18 protein-coding genes and 1 pseudogene are annotated in these 23825 nt (G+C 44.5%); 11 read left to right on the top strand and 8 right to left on the bottom strand.

The window, feature by feature from the left end; genetic code table 11:
* Positions 1 to 10 precede the first annotated feature (10 nt).
* The 3 genes from AB6D06_RS10185 (at position 11) to AB6D06_RS10195 (ending at position 5342) form a co-directional block, all read left to right on the top strand.
* The gene (locus tag AB6D06_RS10185; RefSeq protein WP_372110171.1) at positions 11 to 3103 is read left to right on the top strand and encodes a tetrathionate reductase subunit A; all 3093 of its coding nucleotides are present in this window, start codon (positions 11 to 13) and stop codon (positions 3101 to 3103) included.
* A gap of 526 nt (positions 3104 to 3629) precedes the next feature.
* Positions 3630 to 4271: a c-type cytochrome gene (locus AB6D06_RS10190; protein ID WP_017064226.1), complete on the top strand. Its 642-nt coding sequence runs from the start codon at positions 3630 to 3632 to the stop codon at positions 4269 to 4271.
* A 9-nt stretch (positions 4272 to 4280) separates the two neighbouring features.
* Positions 4281 to 5342, top strand: coding sequence for a c-type cytochrome (locus AB6D06_RS10195; protein ID WP_102320676.1), 1062 nt, complete (start codon positions 4281 to 4283; stop codon positions 5340 to 5342).
* Between the two features lie 142 nt (positions 5343 to 5484).
* Here the strand turns inward: AB6D06_RS10195 and AB6D06_RS10200 are convergent, their stop codons facing one another.
* Positions 5485 to 6414 (bottom strand): LysR family transcriptional regulator, encoded by a 930-nt coding sequence (locus tag AB6D06_RS10200; RefSeq protein ID WP_017064224.1) that lies wholly within the window; start codon positions 6412 to 6414, stop codon positions 5485 to 5487.
* Positions 6415 to 6440: 26 nt separating this feature from the next.
* A complete protein-coding gene (locus tag AB6D06_RS10205) occupies positions 6441 to 6881 on the bottom strand; it encodes an Lrp/AsnC family transcriptional regulator (protein WP_372110172.1) in 441 nt (146 codons plus the stop codon).
* A gap of 141 nt (positions 6882 to 7022) precedes the next feature.
* Between AB6D06_RS10205 and AB6D06_RS10210 the strand changes: the two genes are divergently transcribed.
* Positions 7023 to 7607 carry a LysE family translocator gene (locus AB6D06_RS10210; RefSeq protein ID WP_017058847.1) on the top strand — a complete coding sequence of 195 codons (585 nt, stop codon included), beginning with the start codon at positions 7023 to 7025 and terminating at the stop codon, positions 7605 to 7607.
* Positions 7608 to 7662: 55 nt separating this feature from the next.
* Here the strand turns inward: AB6D06_RS10210 and AB6D06_RS10215 are convergent, their stop codons facing one another.
* Entirely contained in the window at positions 7663 to 8052 is a 390-nt protein-coding gene (locus tag AB6D06_RS10215) for a DUF1294 domain-containing protein (RefSeq protein ID WP_017064222.1), read from the bottom strand.
* Between the two features lie 156 nt (positions 8053 to 8208).
* Here AB6D06_RS10215 and AB6D06_RS10220 point away from each other — a divergent pair, with 156 nt between their 5' ends.
* A complete protein-coding gene (locus AB6D06_RS10220) occupies positions 8209 to 9978 on the top strand; it encodes an alpha-amylase family glycosyl hydrolase (protein ID WP_372110173.1) in 1770 nt (589 codons plus the stop codon).
* Between the two features lie 66 nt (positions 9979 to 10044).
* Here the strand turns inward: AB6D06_RS10220 and AB6D06_RS10225 are convergent, their stop codons facing one another.
* On the bottom strand, positions 10045 to 10881 hold the full coding sequence (locus tag AB6D06_RS10225) for a MalM family protein (protein WP_372100591.1): 837 nt from the start codon (positions 10879 to 10881) through the stop codon (positions 10045 to 10047).
* 76 nt (positions 10882 to 10957) lie between these two features.
* A complete protein-coding gene (locus AB6D06_RS10230; RefSeq protein WP_372100593.1) occupies positions 10958 to 12301 on the bottom strand; it encodes a carbohydrate porin in 1344 nt (447 codons plus the stop codon).
* A 433-nt stretch (positions 12302 to 12734) separates the two neighbouring features.
* On the opposite strand from AB6D06_RS10230, the gene glgX reads away from it, so the two are divergent.
* The 3 genes from glgX (at position 12735) to AB6D06_RS10245 (ending at position 17586) form a co-directional block, all read left to right on the top strand.
* Positions 12735 to 14729 carry a glycogen debranching protein GlgX gene (gene glgX, locus AB6D06_RS10235; protein WP_102332380.1) on the top strand — a complete coding sequence of 665 codons (1995 nt, stop codon included), beginning with the start codon at positions 12735 to 12737 and terminating at the stop codon, positions 14727 to 14729.
* A gap of 231 nt (positions 14730 to 14960) precedes the next feature.
* The gene (locus AB6D06_RS10240; protein WP_372100594.1) at positions 14961 to 16703 is read left to right on the top strand and encodes a diguanylate cyclase; all 1743 of its coding nucleotides are present in this window, start codon (positions 14961 to 14963) and stop codon (positions 16701 to 16703) included.
* A 154-nt stretch (positions 16704 to 16857) separates the two neighbouring features.
* Positions 16858 to 17586 (top strand): tRNA (adenine(22)-N(1))-methyltransferase TrmK, encoded by a 729-nt coding sequence (locus AB6D06_RS10245; RefSeq protein WP_372100595.1) that lies wholly within the window; start codon positions 16858 to 16860, stop codon positions 17584 to 17586.
* Positions 17587 to 17691: 105 nt separating this feature from the next.
* On the opposite strand, the gene AB6D06_RS10250 is transcribed toward AB6D06_RS10245, so the two are convergent.
* Positions 17692 to 18636, bottom strand: coding sequence for an acyltransferase (locus AB6D06_RS10250; protein WP_372100597.1), 945 nt, complete (start codon positions 18634 to 18636; stop codon positions 17692 to 17694).
* Between the two features lie 334 nt (positions 18637 to 18970).
* On the opposite strand from AB6D06_RS10250, the gene AB6D06_RS10255 reads away from it, so the two are divergent.
* From AB6D06_RS10255 to AB6D06_RS10265, 3 genes and pseudogenes are all read left to right on the top strand, one after another.
* Positions 18971 to 19771, top strand: a complete 801-nt coding sequence (locus AB6D06_RS10255; protein WP_017063994.1) for a ferredoxin--NADP reductase — start codon at positions 18971 to 18973, stop codon at positions 19769 to 19771.
* A 65-nt stretch (positions 19772 to 19836) separates the two neighbouring features.
* Positions 19837 to 19917, top strand: a pseudogene (locus AB6D06_RS10260) (cytoplasmic protein); the annotation flags it as partial.
* Between the two features lie 201 nt (positions 19918 to 20118).
* Positions 20119 to 21111, top strand: a complete 993-nt coding sequence (locus AB6D06_RS10265) for a 2-hydroxyacid dehydrogenase (RefSeq protein WP_372057839.1) — start codon at positions 20119 to 20121, stop codon at positions 21109 to 21111.
* 120 nt (positions 21112 to 21231) lie between these two features.
* Here the strand turns inward: AB6D06_RS10265 and AB6D06_RS10270 are convergent, their stop codons facing one another.
* Positions 21232 to 22104 carry a patatin family protein gene (locus AB6D06_RS10270; RefSeq protein WP_065583767.1) on the bottom strand — a complete coding sequence of 291 codons (873 nt, stop codon included), beginning with the start codon at positions 22102 to 22104 and terminating at the stop codon, positions 21232 to 21234.
* Positions 22105 to 22308: 204 nt separating this feature from the next.
* Positions 22309 to 23760: a catalase gene (locus AB6D06_RS10275; RefSeq protein ID WP_372100599.1), complete on the bottom strand. Its 1452-nt coding sequence runs from the start codon at positions 23758 to 23760 to the stop codon at positions 22309 to 22311.
* Between the last annotated feature and the right edge of the window lie 65 nt (positions 23761 to 23825).

Consider the following 23825-nt stretch of genomic DNA (forward strand, 5'->3'; position numbering starts at 1 on the left):
AGGAATCATCATGGATAACAAACGTCGTCAATTTTTGAAAACAGGCCTTGCTGCCGGTGGTGCTGGAGCTTTTGCTGCAGGTTATGCGACAACCACAAAACACATGGTTCACGGTGCTATCGATGGCACCGCGGGTAAGAAAACCAACCACATCCATCACGGTAATTCGCTAGAGACGGAATACAGTGTCGATGAGCAAGGTAAGATCTCGCCGAATCCAAACCAACGCGTTGCACCATCAATGTGTTTTGGTTGCTGGACACTGTGTGGCTTGCGTGTACGTATCGATAATCGCAATGACGAGATCTTGCGTATCTCAGGTAATCCGTATCACCCACTATCAAGTGATCAGCAGATCCCGTTCAAAACACCGGTAAAAGACGCCTACATTGGCTTGTCTGGTGAGTCAGGCATCAATAACCGCTCGACAGCCTGTGCCCGTGGTAACGGCATGTTGGAGATTCAAAACAGCCCATACCGAATCACTCAACCGTTAAAACGTGTTGGTAAACGAGGTGAAGGCAAGTGGGAGCCGATCAGCTACGAACAACTTATCTCTGAGATCACCGAGGGTGGTGACTTATTCGGTGAAGGTAAAGTTGAGGGCTTACGATCGATTCGCGATATCGAAACACCACTTGATCCAAACAACCCTGAATACGGTCCCAAAGCCAACCAATTGTTGGTGACGAATGCTGGTAATGAAGGCCGTGATGACATCTTGAAGCGCTTTGCATTCAACAGCTATGGTACACGAAACTTCGGTCACCACGGCTCTTACTGTGGCTACGCATTCCGTGCAGGTTCTGGCGCGATCATGAACGATCTAGACAAGTTCTCGCACCTAAAACCCGACTTCAACAACGCAGAGTTCATTCTTTTCATCGGCATGTCTCCAGCTCAAGCGGGTAACCCGTTTAAGCGCCAAGCGAGACAATTGGCTGAGGCTCGTACCAACGGAAAACTGAGCTACACCATTGTGACTCCAAGCCTTCCGGCAGGATCGTCAAGCCTTGCGGCGGGCGATCGCAACAACTGGCTACCGATCAAACCGGGCACCGATTCAGCATTAGTTCTGGGCATGATCCAATGGATCATCGACAACCAGCGCTACAATCACGACTTCTTGTCTCGCCCAAGTGCGCAAGCGATGAAGCAAGCAGGCACCACACACTGGTGTAATGCATCTCACCTTGTGATCAGTGACGAGTCGCACCCACAAAATGGGCGTATGCTTCGTGCATCGGATATAGGGTTGCTAGAAACAGGCGAACCGATGTCTGACGATGACGGATTCATCGCACTCAATGTGACCACGTCACTATTATCATCGCATATTCAGGTGAATGAAGCGGCTCTGTTCGTCGATCAAGATGTAGAAATCGATGGTCAGACTGTTCGCGTTAAATCTTCTCTGCAAAGATTGAAAGAAGAAGCCTTCAAATACGACCTTGCTTACTACAGTGAGCAGTGTGAGATCCCACAAGACCAGATTATTGCACTGGCAAAACGCTTCACCAGTTACGGTACAAAAGCAGTCGTGGATACTCACGGTGGAAACATGCACACCAACGGCTTCTACAACTCGTTCTCTATTCTGATGCTGAACGCGCTGATCGGTAACATCAACGCGAAAGGCGGTGCGATGGCGAAAGCGGGCGGCTACCCGACTTCGGTTGCTGGTCCACGTTACGACTTTACCAAGTTTAAAGGTAAGACTAAGCCTCAAGGTGTATTCTTGTCCCGCAGCAAGTTCCCGTATCAAAAAACTAGCGAATACAAACGTCGCGTTGCCGCAGGCGAGTCACCTTACCCGACCCGCGCGCCGTGGTACCCAATATCAGCTCCGCTTTTAACTGAGCACTTATCAGCTGCGATTGACGGTTACCCTTACCGTGCAAAAGCGTGGATCAACCACATGGCGAACCCACTATATGGTGTCCCAGGCTTAGACAACCTGCTAGGCGAGAAGCTTAAAGATCCCAAACAGCTTGGCTTGATCGTGTCTATCGATGCCTTTATCAATGAAACGACTGCCTTATCGGATTACCTAGTGCCAGACACAGTGACCTACGAGAGCTGGGGCATGGCAACACCTTGGCATGGTGTCGCGACCAAAGCGATCACCGCTCGTTGGCCGATTGTTGAGCCTAAAACTTCCCGCACTCAAGACGGACGTGCCATCAACCTAGAGAACTTCTTTATTGATCTAGCGAAAACGCTTGGCCTAGGTGGCTTCGGCGACAACGTAATCAAAGACAATCAAGGTAACTGGCACGGTATTCATAGCGCTGAAGACTTCTACCTGCGCTCGGCTGCTAACTTAGCGTTCGTAAAAGGTGGCGTGCCGAATGTCGATGCGGAAGATATTGTTTGGTCTGGTCTAGAACGCCTAGTCCCTGTGATGAACAAAACGCTCAAGCCTGAAGAGATGCTCAAAGTAGCGTACATTTTTGCGCGTGGCGGCCGTTTTGAAGACGCAACCAATGCGTATACCAATGAAACCATGAAGTACAAATGGACCAAACCATTGGCTATCTGGAATGAAAAGCTCGGTACTTCTCGCAACACCATCAGTGGCGAGCAATACATGGGTTGCCCTACATGGTATCCACAAAAACTCGCGGACGGAACGCCACTAGCAGAGCAGTTCCCAGCAAAAGAGTGGCCGTTCACCCTAACCAACTTTAAATCCAACATTCACAGTGCGGTCTCTAATTTGTCACCACGCTTGGAATCGATTAAAGGAGTAAACCCTGTTTACATCCACCCGCAAGACGCCTCTTCTGTGGGTATCAAAACCGGTGACGTGTTTGCTATTGAAACACCGAGCTCAACCACACATGCGTTGGCGATGGTGATTGATGGCATCAAACCGGGCACATTAGGCTTTGAACACGGCTTTGGTCATAAAGAACTCGGTGAGCGTGCGCACTGGATCGGTAATACACAACAACCGGTGAAGATGAAGTCGAACGATGGCGTTAACATTAATGATATAGGCTTGATCGACCCGACGAGAGAAGGCAAAGGCGTCATGTTGGATTGGGTTGTGGGGGCAGCAGCAAGGCAAGCGCTTCCGGCTAAGATCTACAAGGTCTAGCTTAAACTCAGCAAGCTATAACTTAATCACTCATTCAAAACACTTCCTTATCTGATTTGCAGATGAGAACACAACAGGGCAACTTCGTCATTCGAGGTTGCTCTGCTTTTTCGTCCCCTTGATCTAGAAAAGCAGGCTATTTGGATAAACGTCCAATCTACATAAAGTACCCAATCTAGATAAAGCATCCGCTCTAGATAGAGTAATCAACCCAAAGCCATTAGGTAATCTTCATTTCACCACAACTTTTTTAGCCCGCATCCATAAAGCAGCTATGCTTATACAATCGGTGCCATAAAAGAGCCTTAACAAGCAGTTATACCGAGGCGAACATGGCAGTTCCCTTGCATTTCATAAACGGCAGTTGGATCAACCTATAGAAGTTCACATCAATACCATTATGGTAACTGAGGTTATTAATGTGAGACTCACCTCAAGTTCCAAGTGAATTAATGTGGAAATCCACAATAGCGCGAACAACCAATTATGTCGAAAATGCGTGCATTACAACCAATAGCGACGCCTCATGACTAAGCTGACAATTAAAACTCAAACTCTAACGCTTTGCATCGCTGCTCTAGGAAGCCTTTCTTTATCCGCTTTTGCACAAGCAGCACCCAATCCAATGCCAGAAGCCGCAGAAACTTGTAGCGGCTGCCATCAAGCCGACGGTAAAGGCATGCCCAACATTGCCCCTATGCTTGCAGGGCTCAATGCTGACTATCTAGAACATCAACTGGTTCTGTTCTCAAGTGGTGAGCGTCAAAGCGCGATCATGAAGGGAATGGCTGACGGTGTATCTGATCCCGCTGTTCGTCGTGAGGTCGCAGAATACTTTGCATCACTACCTTCATACGAATTTACCGATTTAGAGCAGCGCGGCTCACAGGCTGATATCGATAACCCCTATCGTAAACTTGTATTCCAAGGCGATTGGGATAGAAACATTCCAGCCTGTGCAACCTGTCATGGGCCAAGCGGTATGGGCGTGGACAAATTCCCGCGCCTAGCAAGCCAGCATGCCGACTACATTCAAACTCAGCTCAACGCTTGGAAAAATGGCACTCGTAAGGGTGATGATTTGAACATGATGGGTAATATCGCGGGCAAGTTAACCGACGATGAGATCAAAAACCTGTCTTACTACTTCGCCTCTTTCCGATACTAAAGGGCTCGCATGAAAACATTACTTCTAATTACCGCAACCCTTGCCTCTGGAATCGCTTATGCCGAAGCAGAGTTGCCCGATCGCCAAACCGAACTGCCAGCCGTTGAGAAGCCTCAAGATAACAAATATCTGGTGCCACGAGACTTGGTTGATATCCCTGCTGGGGAATTTGGCGACAAAGTAAAATTGGGTTATTCGCTGTTTGTCGATTCACAACAGATGCGTGGTACGTTCGTCGGCAATGAACAAAACTGTGTCAACTGCCACATGCAAGCGGGCATGAAGCCTAACGCTGCCCCTCTTTGGGGTGCGTACATGGCCTACCCTGCGTATCGTTCTAAGAATGACAAGGTAAACAGCTACGCAGAACGTATCCAAGGTTGCTTCACCTACTCAATGAATGGTCTGCCACCGGCTGAGGGTTCAAAAGAGATGGTCGCACTAACGGCGTATTCATACTGGCTGGCGATGGGCGGCATCTTAGACAAGAACGGCATGCAAGATACACCCGTTCCTGAGATTAGCGATGCCGACTTACAAGTCGGTGGTAAAGCGGAAAGCTTCCCTCTCCCTGAAGAGCTGTTAAGCAAATACCCAATCGATGGCCGCAGTAAGTTGGCAGGGCGTGGCTATCCTAAGATTGATAATCCTGAACAAGAGCCATCGATAGCGCGTGGTGAAAAGGTTTACCAAACCAACTGCCAAACCTGTCATGGTCAAAATGGTGAAGGTATTAAAGGGGCTGACGGACGTTCATACTTTCCACCATTGTGGGGCGAAAACGCGTATAACTGGGGCGCGGGTATGCACCGGGTGAACACCGCTGCCTATTTCATCTATGAAAACATGCCGCTTGGAAAGAGCCAGCAACTTTCGATTCAAGATGCATGGGATGTGGCTGCATTTGTGAATAGTCATGAACGCCCACAAGATCCTCGATACAAGGGTGATGTTGCTAGCAATGCTAAGCGCTACCACAATCACCAAGGTTACTATGGCAAAGAAGTTGATGGTCATGTACTAGGTACCAAAGCTTATCCGAGTGGTAAAGAAGTGATTCATGAGCATTAATAGGTATTAGTGAATATGAGCCGTTCACGCCAGCTATAGCTAAGCTTTACATTGTAAATCAGTGATAGCAGGAGGAATAAAAAGGAGCCAGATCGTTCGACGTTCTGGCTCCTTTTTTATGTTTGAACGATTAGAGATTCAGCTAATCTTGCTGCATCTTTTCCCAAATGGTCGGAGAGCCAATATAGTCTTGAACCGTAGTGATGAATTCTTTGACTAGTTTGGTTTGCTTACGGTGCGGATAGACAGCGTAGATTGCGGTATCAATCGTAGAGATCGGATAATCCGGCAGTAAAGTGACCAAGCCAAGTTCTTTCATTGAGGCATACAGGTTTGATTGATCAAGGAAGCCATAACCTAGACCATCTTTCACACAAGACACCATAGTACGAACATCACTCACCTTATAGTTGCCACGAATCGTTAGGCTCTGGAAGGTATTACCTCCCGGCTCTTCACTAATGCGCAGATGGTCGACCGTCATATCACCATTGGTATAAATCACCGCAGGTAGAGCGAGTAGATCTTGTGGCGTTTTCGGTTCACCGTGCTGCTTCACAAAATCGTTTGACGCGACCAACATGAAATTACTGTCGGCAATCTTCTTCGCAATCAAATTCGATTCAACAAGCTTACTGAAGCGAAACGCGATATCAAACTGCCCTGCAATGATATTGGCGATCTTATCGTCTAGTGAAAGTACGATCTGAACATCTGGGTACTTTCTCATGAACTGAGTGATGATAGGTTGCAAATATTGCTGCCCAAAATAGATCGGTGAAGTAATTCGTAGCACACCTTTGGGTTCAGACTGGTATGAATCTGCAATTCCTTGGATCTGATTGATAGTGTCTTTCAGCACATAGGTTTGTGCGAGAATATCTTCCCCGGCCGACGTCAACGAAAACGAGCGTGTAGAGCGGTTAAGCAGCTGAACACCTAAATCTTGCTCGAGCTTTTTGATCTGTTTAGAGAGTGATGAGTTGTCCATATCGTGCAAGGTTGCCGCTTTGGTAAACGACCCTTGTTGAACCACATCTAAGAACAATAACAACTGATTGGTATTTGGCACTGCGCCTCTCCTGAAATAAAACTCGACTAGCGTTCGTCTTTAGGGGTATCCATCACAACCATAGTCGTAATAGATTGCACCTGAGCACATTCCCCAAGCACATCGGCATGAAACTTCTTATAGCCCGGTAGATCTTTGGTTTCTACCCTTAGCAAGTACTCGTTGGCACCGGTAATGTTGTGGCACTCCATCACCTCTTTTTCCATACTGACATGCTGTTCAAACTCTAGTTGAGCCGCTTTGCTGTGGCTCGATAAACCAATCGAAACGTAAGCAATAAAGCCAACGCCCATCAGGCCATTATCCAGAACTGCACGGTAACCTTGAATGATCCCTTTACGCTCGAGATCTTGTACTCGCCTTAAGGTCGCTGAAGCCGACAAACCAATTCGTTCAGAAAGCTCAATATTGGAGATTCTGCCGTCCAATTTAAGCTCTTGCAATATCCTTTCGTCAAATCTATCCATAAGTACTTATTATTGTGCATTAAGTGATAATTGAGGAAATAAAAGCACATAATTGCCTCACTTTCCACCTACTATGTTTCTCAACACGTGAAAGTCATGACCGGTCAGTCACTTCGTTCATTTTACTGCTGGAGAACCATAATGCCTTTAGAACAACTTAGCGCACTTGCCTTGTTTGCGTTTGTCTCGACCTTCACACCAGGTCCAAATAACATCATGCTCATGACATCAGGAGCAAATGTTGGCTTTGCCCGTACTATTCCACACATGCTTGGCATTGCTCTAGGGTTTGCAGCCATGTTGCTGCTGGTTGGCTTCGGTTTAATGGGCATTTTCAACGCGTACCCAGTTACTCACCAAATACTGAAATACCTGAGCCTTGCTTACCTCGTGTACCTTGCAATCAAGATAGCATTGAGCGGCAAAGCCAAAAGCACCGAGGCTTATAAGCCAATGACCTTCATCGGCGCGGCAAGTTTTCAATGGGTAAACCCGAAAGGTTGGTCGATGGCGCTGACGGCAATTTCAGTCTATAGCAGCGGCAGTTCATGGTGGGAGCTTGCAATCATCGCAGGTATCTTCACGCTAGCCAACTTGCCTTCTGTGACCTTCTGGACGGCAGCAGGCAAGCAACTACAACACTGGTTAACAACACCAGTCCGCATTAAAAGCTTCAACTACGGTATGGCTGGCTTGCTTCTAGCATCGACCATTCCGATGCTCTAGTCGAATAACTTCTGTATTTTAACGGTTGGTACTCCTGTGCTAACCGTTATTCTCTTTATAAATAACCCACAAGTTCACTAAGCCAACGACCAAACATCGTCTGCCCGCTCGGCGTTAACGTCCACACAAACGCCGCAACATTCACTGCCACTGTCACCCAATATATGGCTCTGAACGGCTGCTTCTGCGTTTTATGACGCAGCTTATCTTGAGCAATCAACGCCCCTAGCCAGCCACCAGCAACAGAAAAAATATGCAGAGTTTTCTCTGGCACACGCCAATTGCCATTGATCGCTGCTCGCTTGTCCTTCGCGTACACAAAAAACGTCACGAAACCGATAACCAAATACCACACCAACAGCGCTTTAGAACTTTCCGCAAACAACACAGACACCGCCACCAGAACCAAATAGGTGATAACGATTTGAATAGATGAAGACAACATGACTCCTTTTGAGCAACAGCTCACATACTGTAGCAATTACGCCCTGTAGATTTTGATAAGGATGAGCAAGGCATATTGTAATTCGGTTAGCCTGCAAAGAATAAACAAGCCCTTTCATCCCTACATAACATGATGGAAGTTAAAGGAATTATAAATATGTACAACCAAAAGTACGCCATCTACCAAGTTTTTACGCGTTTATTTGGCAATAAAAACACCCAACATGTTCCATGGGGCACAATCGAGCAAAATGGCGTCGGTAAGTTCAGTGATTTTACCGACAAAGCGCTGTCTGAAATCCGCAAACTCGGTATGACTCATATTTGGTATACCGGAGTGCCACATCACGCCATCATCAATGATTACAAACACATCGGGATTTCAGACGATCACCCGAGCGTGGTAAAAGGCCGTGCAGGATCACCATATGCCGTCAAAGACTACTATTCCGTAAACCCAGATCTCGCAGACAACCCTGAATGCCGACTAGAGGAGTTCGAGGCACTAATCAAAAGAAGTCACGACAATGGTTTAAAAGTGATTATCGATATCGTACCGAATCACGTTGCGCGTCATTATAAAGGCTTAAACAACCCAGAAGGTGTCAGTGACTTCGGCGCTCAAGATGACACAACGCTGGAATACCACAAAGACAATAACTTCTACTACATTCCCAACAGCACCTTTGAATTGCCAGACATAGAGCCCGCCTTTACGCCGCTAGGTGGTGAACAGCATCCCAACCTAAACTCCCCGTTTATAGAGACGCCCGCCAAATGGACAGGTAACGGCTCACGTTTAGCCAAGCCTAGTTTCGATGATTGGTATGAAACGGTGAAAATCAATTATGGCATGCGACCAGACGGTTCAAAAGACTTCCCTGAACTACCGAGTGACTATGCTCAACGCAATTACATGGATCATTTCCGTTTCTGGGAATCTGTTTATGTGCCTAACTCTTGGGCTAAATTCCGAGATATCGCCTTGTTTTGGTTGAATAAAGGTGTTGATGGGTTTCGCTACGATATGGCTGAGATGGTTCCAGTCGAATTTTGGAGCTACCTTAATTCATCTATAAAGATGAAAAACCAAGATGCCTTTTTAATGGCTGAGGTGTACCAACCGGACTTATATCGCGACTATATCCACTTAGGCAAGATGGACTACCTCTATGACAAGGTAGATCTGTACGACGGCCTCAAAGCCATCATGCAAGGCAAGGCTTCAACGGCAATCATCCCTGAAATCCAACATCAAATGCACGACATTGAACATCATATGCTGCATTTTTTGGATAACCATGACGAGCAACGAATCGCCTCACCAGAGTTTGTAGGCAATCCACATATCGCAAAGCCTGCGATGCTAGTTAGCGCTCTATTGAGCAGCTCTCCAACCATGATCTACTTTGGGCAAGAAGTCGGAGAACCCGGTGCGGAGAATGTAGGCTTTGGACAGCCCTCACGAACTTCCATATTTGACTACATTGGCGTCCCACAACACCAAAAGTGGATGAATAATGGTGCGTTCGATGGTGAGTTACTAAACAATAACGAAAAGCAACTGCGTCACTTCTATCAAAAGGTAATGAACTTTTCGCTAGAGCACTCGTCGATGACAGGTGATTACCAAGACTTACACCAGTGCTGTAACTTAAGTGATTCAGTCTACGCATTTCTGCGCTCTGACCACCAAGAGCTAACCATTGTTGCAGCTAATTTCAGCCAACATACCACTGAAAATATTCACTTAAAGATTCCAAGTGATGTAATCCAAAAACTCAAATTAGTTGATGGTCGTTACATACTCAATGAATATATTGAAGGCGTTCACCAACAAGTATTCACCGTTGAAAATAGCATCGGCAATTTTAATATCGAATTAAAACCGCTCGCATCTTTGGTTTGGGTACTAAAAACTGAATAAAAGAAGAAGGGAAACACCCGAAGTTAGCCAAAATCTATAATTGCTTCGGGTGTTAGGGGTCTATTGCTACTTTTTATTAACGGCTTTTACAAATACTTCTTGTGCGCCTTCAATACCTAGTGCTTTTGCTTCATCTAATAACACTAACGCTTTATCAATCATCCCAACACTAACCGCACTTTCAATACTATTGAGATAAAAATTTTTCTGCTCTTGACTTAATACTTCATCATCTAAGTTATTTTTAGGTGAATTTGCAACCTTAGCTAAAAGGGCTGATTTTTTTGAGTACCCTTGTAGGGTCTTCGTTTGAACTTCGAGCGAAAATTGTCCAGAATTTGAAGAGGTATATGTTGGATTTGTTGCAATTGGCATAGGTTCCCCACTCTCTTGAGCTCGGAGTATTGCAGGGTGGGGCACTACGACTTTATTTCCGAACGATTCAGAGTCAGCATAAATCACAAAATATGGTGTTTCAATAGCGTTAATTTTAGCTTTAAATTCAAATCTATTTCTAGCAAAAGCATCCGAGAATAGAATATTGAAATCTTCTGGTTCAATAGTTTCAACCAACTCAAATTGGCTATTTAGTAGATCAACCCTTGGTATTACCACATGCCCATCTAGCATATTACTTCGAATTAAAAGGTCTACATTTTTGGATTGCTCATTAAAGGCAAAAGCAGAAAAGTAGCTTTTACCTGACACAAATAATCCAACAGGGGAAGACTTATCGATAATAAAGTCTAAAGACTGTGTCCGATCCAGTCGCACCCAAGGATACTCTAGCTCTGAAGCACAACAAACCATGTCATTAATTGGGGCAATACTTGGAGCCTCTATGCTAGTAGAAGCACAACCAAATAAACCGATGCTCGATACGAGTAATAGACTATTTTTCACTTCAATTTCCTTCAGATAGCAATAAAGGCAACCATTGAGATTGCCTTTTAAAATCAAATATTAGGATTCTGTCAAATTAGAACCAAATCTCTGCTTCAATACCAACTCTTGTTTCATCACCTTTCGCGCTCTTAGACCAATCATAATTATCATCAGAAGAAGTCATGTAAGTGATGTAAGGTTTAATTTGTGGACGACCAAAATAATCAGCATTGACTGTAAAAACAGGAGCTAAAGTCGCAGCTATGAATGAAGTATCATCCTTTTCACGTCCCCAACTTGAGCCATCTGCTAACATTTCGTTAGCATAAGTCAGTACGGCTTCTAATCTAAAGTTTTCATTTATTTTGTACGATGGTGTTACACCAATAAATAAGCGTTGTACATCATCTTGTCCCCAAACTTGGCGATCATCTGAGTTATCAAGAGACCAATAGACAACTTCAGAACCAAGTTGAAGATTTTCAGTAATATTCAATACACCATAAGAGGTTAAGAATATAGATTCGTCACTTTCATCCCAACCTCCGTTCCAAGAACCAAAGTTAACACCTTTAGTTCCCGCAAGTCCTTTACCGTAAGTAAGGGCTGTCAGTGACCAACCATCAAAACCGTAATAATCTCTTGAGTATGTTACAGATAAACCAACACCATCTTCAGCAGCGGTACTGCTAGTAGTATCCACATTTTCACGCATCATATATTTAGCGTCAAAATCAAATTTACCACCAAGCGCTTCTACACCATAAAAGTAAAGGTCAACAGAGGTCATTGTTTTACTACGACCTTCGTCATCTAAATTATCACCTTTACAATTGTAAGTACCGCTACCGTCTTTGTAGCAAGAACCATCGCCGGCGTCTGCAGAAACAATAGCTAACCCCATATTATTGTATTGAATACCACCACCTAAACCTGATGATTGCTTCCAAAACTCTTTAGTAATGATACCAGCTTGTCGATTAAGGTAACGTTGACCAGCCCAAATACTCGTACCTTCTTTAAAGAAAGAAAGATCACCTAACTCTACATAAGCTTCTTTAAATTCCAATTGGCCTGTTTGAAGATGGCCTTCGTTACCACCAGAAGATGTATAGAAACCTCTACCGCCACTTCCTTCGTGGTTACCATATTCAGTCTTTAAAACATACTTAGACCATGACCCGTTGTCATAGTTATCCCCACGACTTACCGTAAACTCAACTTGGTTTGGGTTTCCAGAGAATGCAGCACCCGCCGCACGATAGTCTCGTCTATGAGCCCATGTTTCACTAGTATCAAGAGATTCACCCACATTATATAAAAGGTGACCATACCCATTCACTTGCCAACCCTGTTGAACTTTATCTTCGGTAGCGAACGCAGAGCCAGCAGCTAATGTAGTTGCCACTGCAGCAGCAATCAAACTTACTTTTTTCATTCTCAACTCCATTAAGGACGATTTATTTTAGGTTTTTATATTTTTGCTCTCTTGCGGCAACCAAAGGCAGTAATGGTAGTCGTAAGATAGAGAGGTTTAGGGTTTCCCCTGATTCGTTTCAACGGGGTCAATATTAAGAGGGGATGACAAGTTTGACTTCCTCCGCCCTGAACTAAATTAAGGGGGATGAGAAGGGAGTAGAAAATATACAGAATGGTGTTTTAAAGAGGTAGATCACTTAATATAGGAGGAGTAGACAGCACACAGATCTAATTATTCAACATAAGTGAGATCTAGCTCAAATATATAATTTGAACTTCATCGATGAATTATTTTTTTACCGTAATTAATCTGTGAAGTTGCTTGACCTTATTGTGACAAAGCTTTTTACTTATAGTTCACTGATGTCGATAAACGAACAAGAAATCAAGCAATGACTAGAACGCTCGCTCGCCCTTATCCGCTAGGCGCAACGCTAGGTAACACTGGCTGCAACTTCTCTATTTATTCTCCTGACTGTAAATCTCTTTCACTCGCTCTTTTTGACGAGAACGACGAATTCACCACTTATAAATTGGAAAATGAATACGCTGATATCAGATATGTCTTTATTGATGGTATTAAAGCGGGGCAAAAATACGGCTTCATTGCCGAAACGGACAATGGCCCTATCCTGCTTTCAGACCCGTATGCCAAAGCAATAAGCGAACCGCTCGATTACGTCACGCCATATACCAATGAAAAAAGCTTTGCTATGGCGAAATGTGTCGTTGTTGATGACACCTTCGATTGGCAAGATGTAGAAAAGCCACGCATTAGCCGCGAAGATACCGTTCTTTTTGAAACGCATGTAAAAGGTCTATCTCAACTGCACCCAGAAGTGGCTGCCAATACTAAAGGACGCTACTTAGGGTTAGTGAGCCCTGAAATGCTTGCGTTCTACAAACAGCAAAATATCAACTCTCTACAGCTTTTGCCCATTGCCGCATGCATGCATGAACCACACCTATTAGACATGGGTAAAGTGAACTATTGGGGTTACAACCCATACTTGTTTATGGTGCCTGACCCTCGCTACGCAGAGAAAGATGCCGTAAACGAGTTAAAGACTGCGATTCGCGAACTGCACCGCAATGGCATCGAAGTCATTCTAGACGTGGTGTACAACCACACAGCAGAAGGTGGCGAAGGCGGAACCACCTTCAACCTAAAAGCACTCGATAGCCGCTACTACATTAAACATGGCTGCCATTACGCGAACTTCACTGGCTGTGGAAACACCGTCGACCTTACCCACCAGCCAGCACTCAACCTAGTCATGGATACGCTTCGTTACTGGGTAAGCGAATTCCAAGTCGACGGCTTCCGTTTTGACTTGGCAGCGACACTGGGGCGCGAAGGTGACAACTACAACCCTGAGGCTGCTTTCTTTAAAGCCGTAGCTCAAGACCCTGTACTTAAAGAAACTAAGTTGATTGCAGAACCGTGGGATATTGGCCCTAACGGTTATCAAGTAGGTAACTTTCCACTAGGCTGGAATGAATGTAACGACAAACTGCGTGATATCACACGTAGCTTCTGGCGCGGTGATCAAGGCTATCTAAAAGAGTTTGCGACGCGCTTAATGGGATCTCGCGATATCTACAGCGCAGCACACTGGCCATACAGACTAACCGTAAACTACATCACGTATCACGACGGCTTCACAATGCAAGATCTTGTCTCTTACAAACACAAGCACAATGAAGATAACGGCGAGAACAACCGAGATGGACACGGTGATAACCGCTCTGATAACTACGGTGTTGAAGGGGAAACCGAAAACCTATTGGTTGTCGCCACACGCGAAAAACAGAAACGTAACTTCATGGCGAGTCTGTTGTTTGCCTTTGGCATTCCACATATTCTGACAGCTGATGTGTTATCTCACACTCAAAAAGGCAACAACAACGCTTACTGTCAAGATAGTGTAACTAGCTGGATTAACTGGGAAGATTCTGAGCGAAAAACTTATTTCAAGACTTGGTTAGCTGAAATGATCTCTGCACGTCAACAATATATGGTGCCTTTTATTAAGGCGTTCAGCGGAGAAAAACGCAACTCGAACCGCATCTTCTGGAGCCGTGTCGATGGCACACTCATGGAGCATGATGATTGGAATCGTTTAAGCTCTGTTGCGCTGCACTTAGGTATTGGCAAAGACGGTGACGAATTGATTTATTTGATAAACCAAACCAACGCACCCGCTCGATTCTCGTTACCGACTGATCGCGACCAAAACTGGGTCACCATTTGTGATACCAACTTACGAAATGTAAAACCAGGTCATGCAGAAGGTGAAATGCTGCTATCGCCGACTTCGATGGCAATTTTGCACTACTCGCCAGATAACACTGATTTGATTGAAGTAAAAGCTAAGCTAGCTTAATAAAACGCCAAAAAACCATAAAAGCCAGTTATATTTATAGCTGGTTTTTTTATTAGCTGAATACCACATAAATCATTCTTTTATATGGAATCATTTGCATTGATGTGATGGATGAAACTGTTTAGTATTGCCGTACTATAAAAATGAATCTATAACGTCTTGGATATCATGGCTTTACCTAAAACACTTATTCGGCTTTTCAAACCATACATACTCTTACTAACCGGAGGAATGCTTTATTTAGCTATCGCTCAACTAGAGAAAGTTGAAACTACAGCAACTAACCAATCATCATCAAATATTCGTATCGCTAGTTCCACTATTCGCTCAAATATCGAAGCCGTTTTCGGCAAGCTTTACTTTCTTGAGACCAGTTTAGGCTTACCTAAGGCATCCAGCTTTGATGACAAAAAATTTCGCGAAATCAGTGATAATATCCTAAAAAGAACACCCAATTTCTCAGATATCGTTCGATACAAACCGCAATCTCAAAATTATATTTCCATTCGAGGCCTTCCACTTTCGAGCGAACAAATCGCCGTAATACAATGGCATTCAATAGACGGTGTTGTAGAAGATTTTTACATCTCTTCCGTTTACCAAAAAGCCGATGGACGATGGGTTTTCGCCGTTAAACACACTGCAGAAAAGCTCAACGAAGAAATATGGATTGAGTTTGATTTAATGCATACCACGCAAGGTTTAAGAGATTTAAAAACGCTTAATAATGGCTATGTATTTGTTGTAGACAGAGCAACAGAGCGACTGGTATTCCACCCGGATCCACAGCGTATCGGTTCTAAATCCATCAGCTTCCATGCAGGGATCAGCCACCAACTCTCACAAGGTGAAACCGTTGGTAAGCACGAATATTACTATCAAGATAACTTCAAAATATCGGTATTTGACGCAGACAACAGCTTAAATTGGGTGTTCATTGCGGGCACTGACCGCCATGACATCTTAACCAGCTCACATCAATTTACGTTGACGGGCTTAGTACTGGGCTCACTCCTGCTATTGTGGATTGGTGCCAACTATCTGGCTTATCGTTTGAACGTGTCCTTGTCACAACTGAATAAAGTCGATGACCTTGTAAGCTTTAAGCGAGAGTTAAAATCCATACTGGATAGTTTCACCTACCAAAAAGGCATTCAATTCTGTCTCTATCAGCTTGAGAACCACGCATTCAGTACCATCGACTATCACGGAAACAAATCCACGGTACATTGTGACAAAGCCCTTGCAGAGCGATTTACACCGGACACTATGGCTTACCGAAGTGGTAAGTACGCCGATCCACTGGCGTGTAAACTCAAAATACACCAACGTCATTACTGTATTCCTTTGCACTCTCGTCAGCAGTTGATCGCAGTGTTGTACGTAAACGTAAACTTACCGATCAGCCAGAGTATTCTACGAATGATCCGTGATTACACTGAAGTCTCTTTGTCTAACTTACTGCTTCAACATCAATTGAGCAGCAAAGATCTGATGACGCAGTTAGACAATAAGAGCAGTTTCAGCATCGCCATCGAAAACTACGTGAGCGAGCCCGATACCTATGTCGCTCTGCTTGATATCGATAACTTCGACCACGTAAACCGAGCCTACGGTGAAGCGGTGGGCGACAAGATGATCAAGCTGACTGCAGAATCGATACGCAGTTACTTCCCCAAGCCAAAGGGACTTTGCTTGGCTCGTGTTGGAGGAAAGGAGTTCGCAGTATTATTCAAAGCCAATGATGTGAAAGATGCCAAATTCCAGCTAGACCAGTGCAGAGTCGCAATCGCGGAGAAAACCATCGTCACTCCAGATATCACCTTATCGCTAGGGGTTAGCGTGGGATACTCGCAAATAGAGGGTGAAACAGACTCAGCTTTAGCGCTGGCGGAACAAGCGAAACTTATCGCGCAACAACTTGGTAAGAACCGAGTGGAAGGCCACATCAGGGCAGTTGCTAAAGCATCATAGGCAATAGCTAACGCACTCATATCGCACCGTTTGGTATGATACCGATAACAACAAAGCACCTAGGATTCATACCCTAGGTGCTTTTGTTTTTATGGAAAGTCATTACAATGCGCGTTCAACAAGACAATACCTCATTTCTAACGACACGAGCCTTATGAAGCTAAGTAACCGACTGCAAACTCTCCATTCCCTTGTCAGCAATGACTACCAACATATTTGGGACTGTTGTTGTGATCACGGTTTCTTGGGTGTCCAACTGTTGGCGGATAACAAAGCGCCTCACATTCACTTTGTCGATATTGTCCCGTCTCTGATGAATGAACTGGAAGGCAAGCTAACGCGTTACTTTCCCCAAGATAATTCAGAGCAACAAACGGTTACCAGCCAATGGCAAGTCTACTGCATGGATGTCGCCGCTATCCCGCTTGAGAAACATACTGGCAAACACCTGGTGATTATTGCGGGCGTCGGTGGCGATCTTACTCAAAAGCTCGTAGATGATATTCATCGCCAACACCCAGACAAAGCGATCGATTTCTTGCTGTGCCCTGTGCATCAGCAATTCGAGTTGAGAAGCCACTTACAATCGCTCAAATTTGGTCTTATTGATGAAGTGTTGATTGAAGAGAATCGCCGCTACTACGAAATTTTATTGGTCAGTAATAACCGAGGCGAAAGAGAAAATACTTCAACAGCAAGCGAGATTTCAAACGTCGGTGACAAGATCTGGACTCCAAACAGCGATGAGCAGATTAAAGTATCTCAGCAGTACAAAGCCAAAACACTGCAGCACTACTTGCGTATCCACCAAGGCCAGGAGAAACAAGGTAAACCTAGCCAAGTAAAGCATATTATTGATGCTTACCAGGCGGTTAAGCCATAGTAAGTACTAACTTAATGGTTTGAATATTAAGAAAGTCAAATTAATAAAAAAGCCGATAGTTCAATGAGCTATCGGCTTTCTTAATAATATCGATTCAGTTTCAGCTTACTGTTCTTGTTTCTTATAAAGCTTATCAGCCTCATCAACTGTCTCTACCTCAGAAGGCTTCTCAACCCCATAGACCGTATCAAGGTAGGCGTCTTTCTCTTTCCACGTGTTGTTCAACCAATTGTGGAAGCGACGTTTAAATGCCTTGTCTTCAAAGTAATTACCATTCACGTTCTCATCCATTGGATGCAATTTAATACGCACAACGACCTTCGTCATTTTGCCCTTCAGCATATCTTCAAACGGAGAGGTTTGGTTTTCAGGGTAAGCTAGCGTCACATCCACGATGCCATCTAAGATTGGGCCCATTGCAGATAAAGCAAACGCCACGCCCCCGGTTTTCGGCTTCAATAAGTGGCGATAAGGGGTCTTTGCTGACGCCAGTTTCTCGTGGTTTGCACGAGTCCCTTCAACAAAATTAACCAATGTTGTCGGTGCTAATTTGAACTTAGTACACGCTTTATTGATTGCATTAAAATCATCATTACGGCGTTCTGGGTTGCGTAATAGGAACTCACGAGAGTGGCGTCTCATGAATGGCATATCTAAGCCCCAGCAGGCCAAGCCAACAAATGGTACGTACAACAATTCATGTTTCAAGAAGTACTTCGTCATCGGCATTTTGTCTTTTAGGATTGAAGACAAAATCACAATATCTGCCCAGCTTAGGTGGTTAGACATCATCAAATACCACTGCTTGGTCGAAATATCTTCCCCCCCTTCCACTTGCCATTCGATATCGTTATTGGCGTTCAACATCCATAAATTAAGAGAAGCCCAACACCAGAATGTGAAGTTAGCGAGACGAGTACATGACTTCTGCACAACAGGGATTGGAAGAATTAGTTTAATGAGGCCAAAGAAGCTTACGGTAAACGCAGTCATTGCAGTATTGATGGTCACGAACAACACGTTCAAGGCCATACGAAGATTATCAAGCATAAAACACGGCTATATTGAGATCGAAAGCCGCCATTATACGCATCTACAAATTATTCTCTTTAGTTATTGGTGGAATATCCTAAGGGTCGAACCACTCAACAGATCTCGGACATGGCTCACTTAACTCTCAGAACGCTAATAGAAACAAAAAAAACACAATAGAGTCTTTTGGACACCAAAATAATCTAGTCTTTCTGACTCAATCAAACCTATATCCCACTAAAGAATTAGTACTGATAAGCATTCTCATTATTGGCATGGTACATGCAACTCCAAAAAGTAAGATAGTTGAGTATCCTTAATGAGATAACTTCTCTTCTTAAAGGTGGATGATATGACAGATATTCCTCATGGTTTAGTTACAGGCAAAGTCCTAAACAAAACAGAATGGACAGATCAATTGTTCTCACTCCAGGTTAGTGCACCTGTCTCTTCTTATCAGGCAGGTCAGTTTACTAAGCTTGGCTTGCTCAATAACGAAGGTGAGTTTGTGAGACGCGCTTATTCTATGGTGAATGCACCAGAGCATGAGCAAGGACATCAGCATCTAGAGTTTTTGATTATTAAGGATCAGAACGGTCAGCTCTCGCCTCAACTTCACGAATTGCAAGCTGGTGATGACATCTTTGTCGGGAAAGACCCAAGTGGCTTTATGACATTAGATGAGATCCCAGAGATCGCCGACGATCTATGGATGCTTTCAACCGGAACCGCGGTAGGCCCATTTATCTCAATACTTGAGAGCATGCAGATACAGCAAAATGAGTTGGCTTCAGACAAAGCCTCTTCATTCAAGAATCTGGTTCTAGTGCATGCTGTAAGAACAGAGCAAGACCTGACTTATCGAGATCGTATCACTCAACTCGTTAATCACTTTCAAGGGAGACTTAAATATGTGCCAATTATTTCTAGAGAATCAGTTACCGGAACTTTGCGCGGACGAATCCCAAATTTGTTACTTGGAGGCGACCTCGAGCAAGCCGCGTCTGTCGCTTTCAATCAAACCCGCAGTTTTTTCTACCTTTGCGGCAATCCGCAAATGGTTCGTGACACAAGCGAAGCGCTAACTAGCTTAGGTTTCGAAAAGCACTTACGCAGAAAACCCGGTCAATTCAGCAGTGAGAACTACTGGTAAATAACAACCGCCACTCGTTAGACAGAAGCACAACTTTCAAAGAACAGTTAGAGAAGAGGTTTTATATGAGTCATTTACGTATTCCGTCACACTGGAAAATTCAACGTTCCACACCCGAAAGTAATATTCATTCAATATTGATGAACTTATAAGCAAGCAACCTCGTAATGTGATTTTTAATGTTCAATAAGTGAAGACAAAAGATCAAATAACCATAGCAATTACAATGACTAATGGTGATAGACAAGAGAAAAAAACTCTAGCACACTGAATAGAGTTATTAGTTTTAATCCCGTTTCAGAGAATGAATTAGTGGGTTATTTATATTTTAGGTAAGAGAGGAAGCCATGCTCAACATTGCTTTTTTTAGCTCAAAATCATACGACGAAAAATCATTCGAACTGGCAAAAGGCGAACTCAACGCTGAGTTTCATTTTCACGATTTTCGACTCACCACAACAACAGCAAAAATGGCGTACGACAACGAAGTGGTTTGTGCGTTTGTAAACGACGACCTATCGCGAGACGTGTTAGAGATTCTTGCTCAAGGCGGCACCAAGCTGATCGCGATGCGCTGTGCGGGCTTTGATAAAGTAGACCTAGACGCAGCCAAAGAGTTTGGGCTGCAAGTGGTTCGCGTTCCGGCTTACTCACCAGAATCAGTAGCAGAACACACAGTCGGCATGATGATGTGTTTGAACCGTAAACTACACAAGGCATACCAACGTACTCGTGATGCGAACTTCTCTCTTGAAGGCTTGGTAGGCTTTAACTTCCACGGTAAAACGGTCGGTGTGATTGGCTCGGGTAAGATTGGCCTGGCGACGATGCGAATTCTGAAAGGTTTAGGCATGAATATCCTATGCTACGACCCATATCCAAACCCGTTAGCTGTTGAGTTAGGCGCTAAATACGTTAAACTCGACGAACTTTACCAAGAGTCTGATGTGATTTCTCTACACTGCCCAATGAGTAAAGAGAACTACCACCTATTAGATGCGACTGCGTTTGAGAAGATGAAAGACGGCGTGATGATTGTCAACACCAGCCGTGGTGAACTACTGGATTCCACAGCTGCTATCGAAGCGCTTAAACAGAGTAAGATTGGCGCACTTGGTCTTGATGTGTATGACAACGAGAAAGAGCTGTTCTTCCAAGACAAATCAAATGACGTGATTGTCGATGATGTGTTCCGCCGTCTATCTGCTTGTCACAACGTGCTGTTCACAGGTCACCAAGCTTTTTTAACCAAAGATGCTCTGTTCAATATCGCGAACACAACACTCACCAGTGTTGATGCTTTCTTTGCTGGCAACACCAGCGGCAACGAACTCGTTTAATAACAGATTGAGTTAACAGCAGGCTGAGTTAAAAACAAACTAGGTCTACAGATACAAAGCCACGCTATTCTGAAGTGAACAGCGTGGCTTCGTCGTTTATTCAGTATTCTAAAACCGTTCCTAGACGCAGAAATGACAATCTTCAGTGTCTAAACCATAAACGCCTTTTCTAATAGCAAGGTGCTCTTCACCGGCTTTGACGCCCATCTCGTAACCTGTATTAAGAGTACTTTGATCCATAGTTAAACGCTTAACCGCGAAGGCTTCAGGTGGCGCTATCACTTTAATAGTCGCATCTTTGGGTGGGTTACGAATGAACTCCAGAGACTGGTTGTAGTTTTCAGCACGCACCGCCATCGATTCAGCAATATTTGGGAATTTCTTTAATAGTTTCTTCAACATCCATTGGTGCTTTTGAGGCTTCATTCGGTAGCTCAATGGGTGAGACAGAATCACGGTAATATCGCGTGCGCCACGGCGATATGCTTCACGAACCGGAATCGAATCGGCTACACCGCCATCGGTATAACAGCCACCAGAGAAACACGGAGTTTCACGGTAAGCGATAGGTAAAGCCGTTGTTGCTTCAACAACATTAGAAAGGTTTTCTGGCTTAATATGGTAGTAGTCTGCACTGCCCGTATCGACATTTGTGACAGCAGCAATGAGTGGGATACTTGAAAATAGCTCGCCACAGTCCAGCGGATAACGTTGATTGGATTCGTTCCATAACCACTTAACGTCCACTAAGTTACCGCCCTTGGCAAAGCGAGCAGGGTTAAAGAAGGTCTTATCCGTCGCCATCGTGGTGATCACATCATAACTGCGTTTTGGTGCATGAGATAAGTAGCCAACCAGATTCGACACACCTGCAGATACGCCGATGGCAAAGTCATAAGGACGGAAATCGTCTTGCATAAAGGCGTCTAAAACTCCGGCAGCAAAAATGCCTCTCATTGCTCCACCTTCAACGATTAATGCGCTCTTATTCATCTCAAACTCTTCTACTTTATAAACTGATGGTCGTAGAATAATTCGATCACTCTTACAAAGATAATGGGCTGAGTTTATTAACTTAATAGGCAAAAGCTATCATTAAATATCAACTAAGATTCAATAGCTTATTAAGCCATAGGATCAAAAAAGGCCGTGAGTGCATCATTCAACGGCCTATTGATTAACCAATTACATTATCGATTACGAATTAAACTCGCTTACATCGATTTCAAGCAGTTTACCAATGCCTTCGCCGTATGCAGGGTCGGCTTTGTAACAGTGTCTTAGGTGACGCAGTTGAATCTCTTTAGGCACGCCGCCTAGGTTACGAGCTGTGTTATCAAACAGAATCGCTTGTTTTTCTGGTGTCATCAGACGGAATAGGTCTCCCGGTTGTGAGAAGTAATCTTCATCTTCGCGGTGATCCCAGTGCGCTGCAGCACCATCCAAGTTCAATGCTGGCTCTGCAAAGTCTGGTTGCTCAGCCCATTGACCTTCGTTGTTTGGCTCATAACCTAATGTGCCACCGAAGTTACCATCGACACGCATCGCGCCATCACGGTGGTAGCTGTGTACTGGGCAACGAGGCGCATTCACTGGAATGTGCTGATGGTTTACACCCAAACGGTAACGTTGTGCATCACCGTAAGCAAACAGACGACCTTGCAGCATCTTGTCTGGCGAGAAGCTGATACCTGGAACTACGTTCGCTGGGTTGAATGCTGACTGCTCTACTTCTGCGAAGAAGTTTTGCGGGTTACGATTTAGCTCAAATTCGCCCACTTCGATCAACGGGTAATCTGCATGAGGCCAGATCTTAGTCAAATCGAACGGGTTGTATGGAACCTTCGCTGCATCCGCTTCTGGCATCACTTGTACTTTCAACGTCCATTTCGGGAAATCTTGGTTATCGATGCTGTCTAGCAAATCACGTTGGTGGCTTTCGCGATCATCACCGATCACTTGTGCCGCTTCTGCATCAGAAAGGTTCTTAATACCTTGCTGAGATTTGAAGTGGAATTTCACCCAGAAACGTTCGTTATCAGCGTTGATGAAGCTGAACGTGTGGCTACCAAAGCCGTGCATGTGACGATAAGTCGCAGGGATACCACGGTCACTCATTACGATAGTAATTTGGTGCAGAGCTTCCGGCAAAGAAGTCCAGAAATCCCAGTTGTTTTTCGCGCTACGCATGTTGGTGCGTGGGTCACGTTTCACCGCGTGGTTTAAGTCAGGGAACTTAAGAGGATCACGAAGGAAGAATACTGGCGTGTTGTTGCCCACCATATCCCAGTTGCCTTCTTCAGTATAAAACTTCAATGCAAAGCCACGAATATCACGTTCAGCATCGGCAGCACCGCGCTCACCCGCAACTGTTGTGAAACGTGCAAACAAGTCGGTTTTTTTACCTATTTCAGAGAACAATTTTGCCTTGGTGTATTTTGTGATGTCGTGTGTAACGGTAAATGTGCCGTAAGCACCTGAGCCTTTCGCGTGCATACGACGCTCTGGAATCACTTCACGATCAAAATGGGCCAATTTCTCCAAAAACCAAACGTCTTGAAGAAGTTGTGGACCACGTTTGCCCGCCGTTTGAACATTCTGGTTATGAGCAACAGGACAACCCGCAGCTGTAGTTAATTTTTTACTCATCATCTATTCCTTATTACCTTTTAGATGCACCATCTTTGTTGCATCTTTACTTCTGAATGGTGGCT

This window comes from Vibrio sp. 10N.239.311.G01 (assembly GCF_041465805.1).
In the GTDB taxonomy this organism is placed as follows: Bacteria; Pseudomonadota; Gammaproteobacteria; order Enterobacterales; family Vibrionaceae; genus Vibrio; species Vibrio crassostreae_C.

Bases quoted from the DNA above. Each gene is read 5' to 3' on its own strand.
- AB6D06_RS10245 (WP_372100595.1), top strand. From the start codon at position 16,858: ATGAAGCTAAGTAACCGACTGCAAACTCTCCATTCCCTTGTCAGCAAT.
- AB6D06_RS10190 (WP_017064226.1), top strand. From the start codon at position 3,630: ATGACTAAGCTGACAATTAAAACTCAAACTCTAACGCTTTGCATCGCT.
- AB6D06_RS10185 (WP_372110171.1), top strand. From the start codon at position 11: ATGGATAACAAACGTCGTCAATTTTTGAAAACAGGCCTTGCTGCCGGT.
- AB6D06_RS10265 (WP_372057839.1), top strand. From the start codon at position 20,119: ATGCTCAACATTGCTTTTTTTAGCTCAAAATCATACGACGAAAAATCA.
- AB6D06_RS10215 (WP_017064222.1), bottom strand. From the start codon at position 8,052: ATGTTGTCTTCATCTATTCAAATCGTTATCACCTATTTGGTTCTGGTG.
- AB6D06_RS10230 (WP_372100593.1), bottom strand. From the start codon at position 12,301: ATGAAAAAAGTAAGTTTGATTGCTGCTGCAGTGGCAACTACATTAGCT.
- AB6D06_RS10240 (WP_372100594.1), top strand. From the start codon at position 14,961: ATGCTTTATTTAGCTATCGCTCAACTAGAGAAAGTTGAAACTACAGCA.
- AB6D06_RS10270 (WP_065583767.1), bottom strand. From the start codon at position 22,104: ATGAATAAGAGCGCATTAATCGTTGAAGGTGGAGCAATGAGAGGCATT.
- AB6D06_RS10250 (WP_372100597.1), bottom strand. From the start codon at position 18,636: ATGCTTGATAATCTTCGTATGGCCTTGAACGTGTTGTTCGTGACCATC.
- AB6D06_RS10195 (WP_102320676.1), top strand. From the start codon at position 4,281: ATGAAAACATTACTTCTAATTACCGCAACCCTTGCCTCTGGAATCGCT.
- AB6D06_RS10210 (WP_017058847.1), top strand. From the start codon at position 7,023: ATGCCTTTAGAACAACTTAGCGCACTTGCCTTGTTTGCGTTTGTCTCG.
- AB6D06_RS10255 (WP_017063994.1), top strand. From the start codon at position 18,971: ATGACAGATATTCCTCATGGTTTAGTTACAGGCAAAGTCCTAAACAAA.
- glgX (WP_102332380.1), top strand. From the start codon at position 12,735: ATGACTAGAACGCTCGCTCGCCCTTATCCGCTAGGCGCAACGCTAGGT.
- AB6D06_RS10275 (WP_372100599.1), bottom strand. From the start codon at position 23,760: ATGAGTAAAAAATTAACTACAGCTGCGGGTTGTCCTGTTGCTCATAAC.
- AB6D06_RS10205 (WP_372110172.1), bottom strand. From the start codon at position 6,881: ATGGATAGATTTGACGAAAGGATATTGCAAGAGCTTAAATTGGACGGC.
- AB6D06_RS10220 (WP_372110173.1), top strand. From the start codon at position 8,209: ATGTACAACCAAAAGTACGCCATCTACCAAGTTTTTACGCGTTTATTT.